The sequence below is a fragment of the uncultured Gimesia sp. genome (assembly GCF_937919775.1).
Lineage (GTDB): Bacteria > Planctomycetota > Planctomycetia > Planctomycetales > Planctomycetaceae > Gimesia.
Window position 1 is genome coordinate 1 of record NZ_CALFPF010000258.1, and the last position, 11,121, is coordinate 11,121.

General features: G+C 48.6%; 8 protein-coding genes and 1 pseudogene. 1 reads left to right on the forward strand and 8 read right to left on the reverse strand.

The features are described from left to right. The 4 genes and pseudogenes from Q0294_RS06900 to Q0294_RS06915 all read right to left on the reverse strand — a co-directional run. Positions 1-115, reverse strand: a pseudogene (locus Q0294_RS06900) (tryptophan--tRNA ligase); the annotation flags it as partial. Between the two features lie 79 nt (positions 116-194). Next, positions 195-1,133 carry a dihydroorotate dehydrogenase gene (locus tag Q0294_RS06905; protein WP_299462391.1) on the reverse strand — a complete coding sequence of 313 codons (939 nt, stop codon included), beginning with the start codon at positions 1,131-1,133 and terminating at the stop codon, positions 195-197. Positions 1,134-2,130: 997 nt separating this feature from the next. Continuing rightward, positions 2,131-2,583 (reverse strand): HU family DNA-binding protein, encoded by a 453-nt coding sequence (locus tag Q0294_RS06910; protein WP_299462394.1) that lies wholly within the window; start codon positions 2,581-2,583, stop codon positions 2,131-2,133. Positions 2,584-3,210: 627 nt separating this feature from the next. Further along, entirely contained in the window at positions 3,211-3,642 is a 432-nt protein-coding gene (locus tag Q0294_RS06915; RefSeq protein WP_299462397.1) for a YkgJ family cysteine cluster protein, read from the reverse strand. Positions 3,643-3,714: 72 nt separating this feature from the next. Here Q0294_RS06915 and Q0294_RS06920 point away from each other — a divergent pair, with 72 nt between their 5' ends. After that, positions 3,715-4,365, forward strand: coding sequence for a molybdenum cofactor guanylyltransferase (locus tag Q0294_RS06920; protein ID WP_299462400.1), 651 nt, complete (start codon positions 3,715-3,717; stop codon positions 4,363-4,365). A gap of 39 nt (positions 4,366-4,404) precedes the next feature. On the opposite strand, the gene Q0294_RS06925 is transcribed toward Q0294_RS06920, so the two are convergent. The 4 genes from Q0294_RS06925 to Q0294_RS06940 all read right to left on the reverse strand — a co-directional run bounded on the left by Q0294_RS06925 (position 4,405) and on the right by Q0294_RS06940 (position 10,802). Then, a complete protein-coding gene (locus Q0294_RS06925) occupies positions 4,405-6,165 on the reverse strand; it encodes a glycosyltransferase family 39 protein (protein ID WP_299462402.1) in 1,761 nt (586 codons plus the stop codon). A 534-nt stretch (positions 6,166-6,699) separates the two neighbouring features. Beyond that, positions 6,700-7,140, reverse strand: a complete 441-nt coding sequence (locus Q0294_RS06930) for a hypothetical protein (protein ID WP_299462406.1) — start codon at positions 7,138-7,140, stop codon at positions 6,700-6,702. Positions 7,141-7,171: 31 nt separating this feature from the next. Next, a complete protein-coding gene (locus tag Q0294_RS06935; RefSeq protein ID WP_299462409.1) occupies positions 7,172-8,695 on the reverse strand; it encodes a 2-isopropylmalate synthase in 1,524 nt (507 codons plus the stop codon). 385 nt (positions 8,696-9,080) lie between these two features. Further along, the gene (locus tag Q0294_RS06940; protein ID WP_299462412.1) at positions 9,081-10,802 is read right to left on the reverse strand and encodes an NADPH-dependent assimilatory sulfite reductase hemoprotein subunit; all 1,722 of its coding nucleotides are present in this window, start codon (positions 10,800-10,802) and stop codon (positions 9,081-9,083) included. Positions 10,803-11,121 lie beyond the last annotated feature (319 nt).

The window sequence follows — 11,121 nt, forward strand, 5'->3', positions numbered from 1 at the left end:
CGATGAAATAGAACGCCTGCTCGTTATCCTGCAGGTCGATATATTGTTTAATCGCCCCGAAATAATTGCCCCAGTGAAAGCGGCCTGTTGGCTGTATTCCCGATAACACTCGCATGAGATGATTCTCTTTATCGCTATTAAATCTGTTGTTGATGAAAATGAGTTATTGAAATCGAAAGTGGTCTGGATGTGAATTATCGTTCCGGATACACAAGCGAGCCGACCAGTTCGCTCACGTGTGCGCATTTTTCTTCCAGAACAATCTGTTCCAGTTCTCCGACCAATTGTGTTGCCAGACCGGGGTTATAAAAATTGGCTGTTCCGATTTGAACGGCAGACGCGCCGGCGACAATGAATTCCATCACATCATCGATATTGGAAATTCCCCCGACGCCAATGATCGGAATGTCGACCGCACGCGCGACCTGACACACAACCCGTAATGCGACCGGTTTGATGGCGGGACCACTGAGACCGCCGAAAATACCGCCTAGAACGGGCTTTCTGCGACGCCAGTCGATGGCGGTGCCCTGAACCGTGTTGATGAGAGAAACCGCGTCAGCACCCCCTGCAGCGGCTGCTTGCGCTATTTCCACCACACTGGTCACGTTAGGGGTTAATTTTGCAATGATGGGCAACTGACAGCTCTCGGTGACCTGTTTGATCATCTTTTCCGTCAACTCGGGTTGCGTGCCGTAATCAACGCCCCCGCTGACGTTCGGACAGGAGATATTCAATTCCAGGGCAGTAATCTGGTTCTGAAAAGCGTCGAGGCGTGAAGCCATGACTGCCATTTCATCGATGCTGCGGCCCGCGATGTTGACAATGAGAGCGGTATCCAGTGCTGCCAGATAGTCCAGGTGTTTTTCCAGAAACAGATCGATTCCGTCATTATCCAGGCCGATGGAATTTAAGAGACCGGCGCTGGTTTCAATGGTGCGTGGCGGCGGATTCCCGATCCGGGGTTCCGTCGTAATCGTCTTGGGAATAATGCCGCCCAGTTTGGAAAAATCAAGAAATGCAGCCATTTCACGAGCGTAGCCAAATGTACCTGAGGCAACCAGGATCGGGTTTTTCAGATGCAGACGGTTCAGCGTAACTGCTAAGAGATCCGTTTGAGTAGGGGCGTTCATCGGAGTATCGTCCGTTGCAGCCAGGAGGCTGCATGCTCGTTCTTATGATATTGTTGATAACAGGAGAAGTGCCGTGAAAACGCCGTACGTTGAGGTCGGTTGTCAAATCATTGCACTGTGAAGGGACCATTCAGGATCCACAGAAAGTTATCTTAGCGTTCTCTCAGTTCGAGAGCCAGTAAGTGTGCTACTGAAAACACAATCCAGTAAAGCAGAAAAGCTGCCGGAATGGAGAATTCGGCAGCTGAACAGCATTTATTTGTTGATGGTTGTCGATCAGGCAAAGGCCCTGATTGAACGACTGAAAGGCCCTCTGCATCAGGACGGGTGCTTAAATCACTCCACCGTGTGTTCGGTATGGTGTGGCAACGTCAGGCATATCCAGCCCCCAGATTCGTTCCCAGATTTTGGGAATGTGTCGCATACTTTCTGATTGGAAAATTAATTGACGAGCACGATCATCTCTTGAGGATGAATAGATGGGAACCACGCATCCGACCTGAGAAAGGGACACTGCAATTAACATGCTGGCCAATAGTAACTTACGCATTTTTTTCTCCATGATATGGTTGTGCCATATTTGCTGGTGTTGATCCCAGGCATCGATCCCTTAATTCAAACCATTGAATGGAAGGCATCAAACCGATATCGAAGGGGTTTAAAGTGCTGAAATGTGAACAGAGGAGGTTAGAGAGGCGGGATTATAAAAGCCGCATTTAATCTTCTCTAGATCGATTTATCGACAATCAGATCAGGAGACTTTGGTAAAAAATACGGATTATTCTAATTATTGTGGTAATTCCGTTTATCCGGCGTTATTGATCAACGAAAGCGGCCGAAAGCGGGAGTGATTACGGAACAGCCATTCATCATGGTGAAGTCTGTCAGTGACACGGCAGAACAAAAAGAGCCGGTCTGTTTCTGTACAATCAAAACAGACCGGCTATGAGATCGTTCATACCAGTTCTTTTCACATTAAACTCTTCAGGAAACAGGTTTAAGGCGTATGCGGGGTGCCCGAAGTGTAGGAACTGTTATTATAAGTTCCTACCTGCGGAGATCCTGCTGCTGAACCTGGAGCCGCTGGTGGCGTTTGCTGCGGTTGTGTTGAAGCCGCAGGAGAACTCACCGGAGGTTGTGAAGCAGCAGCCTTAAGTCGGGCTGCTTCCTCTTCCAGATCGCGCACACGTTTTTCCATTTCCTTTCCAGGCTTGAATGTGACGACGTATTTTTCTTCTACATCAACACGTTCACCTGTCCGTGGATTCCTTGCCTTCCGCGCTGCCCGCTTTTTGACTTCAAAGACGCCAAAATTGCGGAGTTCGATACGCTTGTCAGTGACAAGGGTATCAACAATCGCATCGAACGTTTTTTGCACAATCTCTTTTGTTTTGAGTTGTGTCAGACCAATCTCTTCCGAAATCACTTTGACAATCTCTTTTTTCGTCACGACTGGGTTCTCCCAATTCTGAGAAGCCGTCGGACAGCTATGCCCTTCCGCTAGGCAATCTAGAGCCGTCTCAACTGTAATGGGTTACACGACTTAGTGTCACAGTAGATTATTTCCCACAATTGAACAGTAAGTCAAGACCGATCTTTGACTGAACGCCTTAAACTCAGAGCTCTTAGACAATTTTTCACTGGAAGAAAGTAATTCTTACAGATTCGTATTTTCTGTGAATCTTACAAGATTGAAAAGGAAGAAAACGTTGTAAGTTATATTCTGGTAACAGGATATGTCGCTGGATATTTGTAGTGATTGTCGCTGGTTTCAATGCACAGAGACTAGAAAAAAGAGCCAAATCGGGCACTCAAGATTTCTTTACAAACTTCTGACTTAATTCGCAAAAAGAGGGGTTGAGAGCGACTTTTATGATAATCGAGAGCTACAAATCCTTTCAAAATCGATACTTAATCAACGAAAATTAATCGTGTTCAATAGGAAATTCAGAGCTGTGAAAATCATTGGGAGAGCCGTAACCTGATATCGGAGCGCGAAGAATTAATGTTGGCTCAGTACACGAAATCGGAGGCGCTGACCTGCGTCAGAAAAAAGAAATTGAAAACGCTTCAGAACTCACAAGTCGGTTTGTGCGGCTCGTTTTTGAATCTCTTCAAAACTCACAAAGGCCCCTTTTCCTGCGCCGGGACAGTCGGGAGAGAGCGAATTCCAACTTGCTTTGCTTTCAAGATTTGAATTCCAGAAAGGCCATGTGCGACACTGAGTGGGTCGGGCTTCATAAATGGTGCATCCTCTCTTCTCCGGATCAAAGAAGGTACAATCGCCATTCGCAAATTCAGTTAATGAACGCCGACCCGCATAAAGTCGCGTATGCATTAACAGGATTTCGCCTTTGGATTTTCCCGTTAGTTCTGCAATAGCCTCAATTTCTGATTCATCGACCCAAACGACACCGGGAGCGCCAGTACAACAGTTACCGCATTGAGTACAGGTAAATTGTAAACCATCCTGATACCAGGGGCCTTGTTCAGAATTCTGATCACTCATTTTTCAGATCGTTTCTTTGTATTGTGTTAAACTGAAGTGTTGATTTTCTTTTTGTAAATTACCCGTGGGAATATGTCAAACTCAAACGCAGAATTAAAGGTCGGAGGAATCATTCTCTGTGGTGGAGAAAGTTCTCGCATGAATTATCCCAAAGCGTTATTACCTTTGGGAAAAGAGCTGATGCTGCAACGCGTCGTGCGCATTGTTTCGTCTGTCGTTTCACCGGTGATTGTCGTTGCCGCACCGGGGCAGGAGTTGCCTGAGTTATCCGCATCAGTGAACGTCATTTTTGATAGAGAACCGGGAGCAGGTCCTCTCTCGGCGATCGGTCAGGGACTGGCCGCGCTGCAAGGTCAGTGTGATGCTGCGTTTGTCTCCGCCTGTGATACACCGCTGATTCAGACAGAGTTTATTTCAAAGATTATTTCCGCGTTGGCTGAAAATCAGCTGGTCATGGTCCAGGAGGGAAAATGGTACCATCCCCTGGCAGCCGTATACCGCGTTTCTCTGGTGGAACCGATTCAGCATTTATTAAGCGAAAACCGACGGCGTCCGATTGATCTCACAGAGTCCGTCAGAGCCTGTTTTCTCGATGCAGAGACGCTGCGCGACGTTGATCCTCAATTGCGGGGGCTGCAGAATATTAATACACGTGCTCAGTATTTTGACCTTCTCCGTGAAACCGGGCTCGAACACGCAACCAGATTACCCTTCGAGACTTAACAGCGTTGCGGTCAAGTGTAGAGGTAAGCAGTGTCTCTCTTATTGCGGGCTTAGGTTTCGATTTGCCCTGATGACCGCTGTTTGCCAGCGGACCACATCTTCCGGAGTCAGTTCATAATAGTTGATGGAATATCCCAGACGTGCTTTCGGTTCGAAAAAGCGGAAGTAACCTAACATGTCAGGGCCGAGATTATGACGAGTGCCGTCCTGCTTTCGGACGGAGTAAGGGCGTCCCTCAAGGATGCTCACGCTGATCGCATAACGCCCGGGGACAACCCGTAATTCGGGAGGTAAATCATATTTGATCCCCTGTGTGGAAGGGGGGATCGTTCCAAAATAAGCCAGTCCGATGTCACTTATGTGATTTTCGTGCAGATAGTCTTTCAGGCGGTACAAATCCTGTCCCCAGTCCAGATTCGAATCGATCAGATGCATGTCACCATTTTCAGGGCCTCCCGATATTTCATTGAAATAGGCGATATGATCAGGCGCAAATCTCAGAGACAAGGGAAGGGTCAGCGCTGCGGCAATCACCAGGTACGAAAAAACCTTGTGTCTGTAAAAATCCAGTTGCTCCGCCAGCGGGGCAATCAGCAGATAGAGGAACGGGAAAACGGGCAGAATATACCGTAGCCCCAGTTGATTATTGGAAAAGGTGGCGATCACTAATAATAAAAGCACAGGGGTGACCAGGATCCCCAGAATTCTTCCAGGTATGAATGCGGATTGCTTTTTCTGTTTGAACAAACAATACACCGCCAGCAGGAACAGGAATTGAACGGCGTGCGGCAGTTTGTACAACAGGGCACACAGGTAATAGCTGCGAAAACCATTCAGCTCCCATGCCGAATCCAGATAGGTTGGGTGAGTCTGCTGCATGATGAAACGTTGCAGATCAAATCCCATGAGATAATCGCGGGGCAATGGCATGGGTATCTTCTGAAGCAGTGCCGGGAGATGGTGTAAGTTTTTTAATTCGGAACTCTGAAATTGGTAGTCGCTGACAGGCTGGAATGTTCCCTGAAACAAATAGCCGGCATTCAGCACAAAACCACTGATTAACAGGAGTGCCCCCCACCTTGCCAGGATACTTTTTCCAGGAAGCGTTTCTTTGATTTCACTATTTTTAAACCGGATCAGAAACCATTCAATCATCAGGATGGGGAGGAGCAGGATGGCGGTAAATTTTGTGATTTGTGCCAGTCCCAGAATAACGCCGGTAATCAAAGCCCACTTCCAGGAAACGTTGTGAGCAAACTTCCAGCCACTGTAAACTGTCGCCAGAAAAAATCCGGCGATAGCGAGGTCCTGAGTTCCTAAAGCAGCATTCGCCAGGATATTGGGGCTCATGGACCAGAGAAAGACTGCCAGGCAGGCTGCCGAAACGCCAAACAGTTCCCGCGCCCAGACCGCCAGCAATATGCCTGTGATCACCGACAGTAACAGAATCGAGCAGCGTGCGAGCACGTAATATTCGTGATAACGCTCCGGGTTTGCCTGCAGAAAGGCGTCACCATAATCGGCGGGATCGGAGGAGTGAGCCGGGTTACCCGACTGAGCAGAAGTAAATAACAGGGGCAACGCGGACCAGGTTCGAATCAAAGGAGGATTCAGCCGATCGTAGTCAAATGTTCCTGTTTCCCAGGAAAGTAAACCCACGGGCAGATGCCAATATTCGTCGTGGGTGACCGTCAGTTTTTGAGCCGAATACAGGCCCAGGCAGAATTGAAACAGCAGCATTGAACCAATGATCCCCCAGAATCCTTTACTGGTTTGTAATAGATTCTGTAGTGAAGTCATGGCTGTCCAGACGCTGGTGCAAAAAAAGCTTTGGTTGGTTGAGTCATCATGTCATTTTGATAATAGCCTGAAATTTTGATAATAGCCTGAACAAGAATGGCACGGAAGAGCTTTGGTTGTGGAAGAGCGCAGACCGGTACAAATATTATCATACGGTCCAGGGGGGAACTCGTCTCCGAGATCAGAGCAAACAGGCAGCGAGACGGCTATCCCTCCAGCCAATTTTAGACGGGCGTCATCACTCTGGCTGTAGGGTAGCTTACTTATATCTATACCGTTCGGGACGAAGGTGCCGAACAGTCTGCATCGGAATGACTGCAATGACTGTGCCAGTAACGAGTGAATCTAAATTTCAATCGATTTCTGTACGATAAAAGCAAACAGCAGAGCACAATTCAAATCAAGCTGTCAGCAAGGAGGGAAATCAGGCACCCTGCCTGCGTCGGAATAAACGACTGATGTGTCGTTTAAATATGCGCGTGAATGCAGGGCGTGGTCTTATTTAGAATGAGGCTGAGCGATTTCTGGAACCGTTTAATGCTGCTGCTGTCCTGTTTTTAAATCGCGTTTGATTTCCCGCAGGATAATTTTTTGTTCAGGAATCGCCTGATAAAAATGCAGTTCCGCCTGTTCGTATTGATTCAGGTCCATGTTTTCAGCGGCGATTTCCAGAATGCGATCTGCCATTTTCTGGATGGCAGCATCGTTCTCATACGGGTTGAAAGGGATTGCCAGTGTGACGCGAAAGGTAACTGGGTTTTCCTGTTTGCCTTTGAGCCGTCCCCCTTCCACACGTGGTCGGGATTGGGGGAATTCTCTGGCTAATGCATTTTGAGTATCTGCAAAGGTGAAGGTATTCACGGCCTGAAACACATAGAGCGATCCTGACATCAACAGACCGAAGATCAGCAGGCTGAGGACAATCGTCCTGCCTTTGAACAATTTCGGCTGTGATTCAGGATCGTGAGTGGTCATGGATAATTCAGATTTGTGAAACTTGAAACGCTCAGTTTTCCAGCTTGACGGCAGCTTTGTTGATGGCCTGCAGATAAGCTTTAGCGCTCGATTCGATAATGTCCGTACTCACACTGCGGCCCGTATAGATTTTCCCTTCAATGCGAACTTCCACTCGCACCTCACCCTGCGCGTCCTTGCCGCTGGAAACACTGCCGACATGGTATTGTTCGAGTATTCCGGAAATCCCTGAAATCCGCTCGACAGCACGAAACGCAGCGTCAACGGGACCATCGCCGGTAGCCGCGTCGCAATGAATAGTTCCGTTTTCATCCGCGAGTTCAATTGTCGCGGTAGCAATCGTGCCTGTTCCTGCAGAAGTGTGGAACCGGGCAATTTTCCATTTTTCCGGCGTGTCGGTGACCTGATTCTCGATCAAAGCGACAATGTCGGAATCATAAATTTCTTTTTTCTTGTCGGCTAACGTGATGAACTCATTGAAGATCCGTTCAAAGGTCTGCTCGTCCAGCGTATGTCCTAAAGACTTGATCCGATCCAGGAAGGCATGGCGTCCGCTATGCTTCCCGAGCACGAGATTTGTCCCGACATAGCCGACATCTTCCGGGCGCATAATTTCATAGGTCGTACGTTCCTGAAGCATGCCGTGCTGATGAATGCCGGCTTCATGTGCAAACGCATTCTTGCCCACGATCGCCTTATTGCGTTGGACAGTCATGCCTGTGACCGTCGACACGAGGTGGCTGATCGGATACAGCCGCTTCGTATTAATATTCGTATTCACGCCGTAATAGTCAAACCGTGTTTTCAATGCCATCACGACTTCTTCCAGCGCACAATTTCCCGCACGTTCGCCCAATCCGTTGATGGTACATTCAATCTGACGTGCGCCTGCTTCGACAGCCGCCAGACTGTTGGCGACGGCCAAGCCGAGATCGTTATGACAGTGTGTGCTGATAATGGCCTGATCGATATTCGGAACGTTATTTTTCAGCGTTCTGATCACATCGTGGAAGTGGGCAGGAGTCGCATAACCGACGGTGTCAGGAATGTTGACGGTCGTGGCACCGGCTTCAATCGCCTTTTCAACGACTTCACAGAGGAAGTCTTTTTCCGTACGGGCAGCATCTTCGGGGGAAAATTCGATATCGGGGCAATAATCGCGGGCCCGTTTGACCATTTCCACGGCCGTTGCCACGATTTGTTCCTTATTCATTTTCAATTTATGTTCGCGGTGGATTGAACTGGTGGCGAGGAACACATGAATCCGGGATTTCTCTGCTCCTTTTAAAGCTTCCCAGGCGCGGTCGATGTCATCATTGCGGCAGCGGGCCAGGGCACAGATTGTGGTCTGGCTGCCGAATTCATTGGCAATTTTGCGAACCGATTCGAAATCGCCCGGCGATGCGATCGGGAAACCCGCCTCAATGATATCGACGCCCAGTTTGACAAGCTCCCTGGCCACTTTCATTTTTTCGGAGGTGGTCATGCTGCAACCAGGCGACTGTTCACCGTCTCTCAAGGTGGTGTCAAAAATCTTTACTGTGTCGTTGGACATCGGTTTTCTCCAGGATTCAATTTCCACTCCCGGTCAGGGGAGCTAATGAGAGACCAGAATAATACCAGCAGGTGAAATAAAAAACCCTGAGGCCGATCTGGTCTCAGGGTTTCGCTGTTTTTGATTAACAATCGTACAAAGAACCTAAGACCTGGCTTGGGTAAGCAGGTTTAATAGAAGGTTCAGGCTTAGTAGATTGTGGATTTGCATCAGACTCTAATCACTTCCAGTTAAGTTGTTTCAGCAGATAAGCTGACTCATTGCTCAAATAATTTACCTGCCGAATCACTCAGGGTCAATCCGGATCGGGTTGATTTTGTCAAAATGGTAGACAGCTTCGTGAGTCAGAGGTTCGCAGAAATGGCATTAAAATCGAGCGGGAAAATTATTTCGCAGCCAGACCAGCTTTTTCCTGAAGCGACTCTTTGCCCATCCGATGGCAGAAGTCCCCGAATGTTTCGCCCGACTCACGTTCCTCTTTAAAATATTCCAGCAGCGGAGAAAGCCTGCCGGTAATTTCGCCCATGGGAACCAGATCGTCATAGATGAAAGAGAGTCGGTTCCCCAGTGAATTGCCGCCGAGGTACAGTGTGTATTTTCCGACTGCTTTCCCGACCAGCCCGATATCGGGAACATAAGGCCGGGCACAGCCGTTCGGGCAGCCTGTCATATTCACGGAAATTTGCTCGTCCTGCAGTCCCAGACGCGTCAATTCTTCCTCGAATTCCGAAATCAGATCCGGCAGGACTCTTTCGGATTCTGTAATCGATAAAGCACACATCGGCAAAGCAGGGCACGCCATTGATAAACGACGAATGACAGTCAGTTCGTCGGCGCGTTTCATACCATGCTCTGCCAGGATTTTCTCGAGGTCTTTCTGATCCGCAGGATCGATATCGCAGAAAATAATACTCTGCTTGGCAGTAATGCGTGACTCATATTTGTAAGTCTCCAGAATCTTCCGCAGGCCGGTTTTGATTCTGAGGTCGCCTTCATCCTTGATGCGGCCGTTTTCGATATTCACGCCGAGGAACAGCTTGCCATCCCCCTGGTCGTGCCATCCCATATGATCGTCAATTCCTGTGACTTCGACATCGCGGGGGGCTGTGATCGGCGCGCCCAGGTGCTCTGCGACTTTCTCACGGAACTTCTCGATGCCCAGATTGTCGACCAGATATTTCATCCGCGCCTGTTTGCGGTCTTCGCGGTTACCAAGATCGCGTTGGACTTTGACCACCGCTTCCGCAACGGCGAGAACCTGATCGTTTTCGACGAAGCCCAGCGGCTTACCCAGCGCGGGATAGGTTTTTTTGTTGCTCGGAGTCACACCCATGCCGCCGCCGACATAGAAGTTGTATCCGATGATTTCTTCGTTTTCTACAATACCCAGCAGGCCAATATCCTGCGTATAAATGTCGACACAATTGTCTTCGGGCAGGGCAATTCCGATTTTGAACTTGCGGGGCAGATACGTTTTGCCGTAGATCGGTTCTTCGACCGGCTGGAACTCGGCCTCGTTGGTTTTGTTACCTGCTTCGTCAGTAATCCAGAGGTCAAAATACGATGTTGTTTTGGGTCTTAAATGTTCTGCCAGTGCGTAGGCCATGTCCTGCATGGAATCGAAGATGGCATTATTTTTGTAAGGGGCAGGGCACGCCATCACGTTTCGATTGACGTCGCCACAGGCGGCCAGTGTCGTCAGCTTGGAATCGTTGATCCCCTTGATGGCTGCTTTCAGATTACCTTTCAGCACGCCGTGTAACTGAAATCCCTGACGCGTCGTCAGACGCACGGTGCCATCGCCATACTTTTCGCACAAATCCAGTTCCGCCAGAAATTGTTCTGCGGTCACTTTACCGCCGGGAACCCTGGTGCGGATCATGCAGCTGTATGCTTTTCCTTTGGGAGTGCCATCCGGATTCTTGGCTTTTCTCAGATCACGGTTATCCTGCTGATAGGTTCCGTGATGTTTCAGAAGCTGAGTTGAATCATCGGAGAATTCATCGCTCTCATTCTTTAATTCTTCAGCGATGGTGCCACGCAGTTGATGGCTGCCTTCTTTAAGGTATTCCAGTTTGGAAAGCTTGGGGCCCTCTTGGGATGTCATGTCATCAATCCTGGTTGGTATGGTCGTAACGACATTCAGAGTTTGGCTTCACGGGAAGAGTTTCTGAATGGCTGGGTAGGTTTAGTTTGAATCCAATTGGCAATCTCTGGTCATTCAGGTACTATTTATGACGTTAAAGACTGGATCACTCAGAATTGTAGAGATTTAACTCCACACGAACAGGCCATAATTTAACAGCGTCTTGATCATTTGTACCCGCGGAAATCGTTTCCATATAGAGTATAAGCGACTTCCCGTATCTTGAATAGTGACTTTTTCATGTCGTTCACAGCAGAGAATTTGCTGGTCTGATATTTAC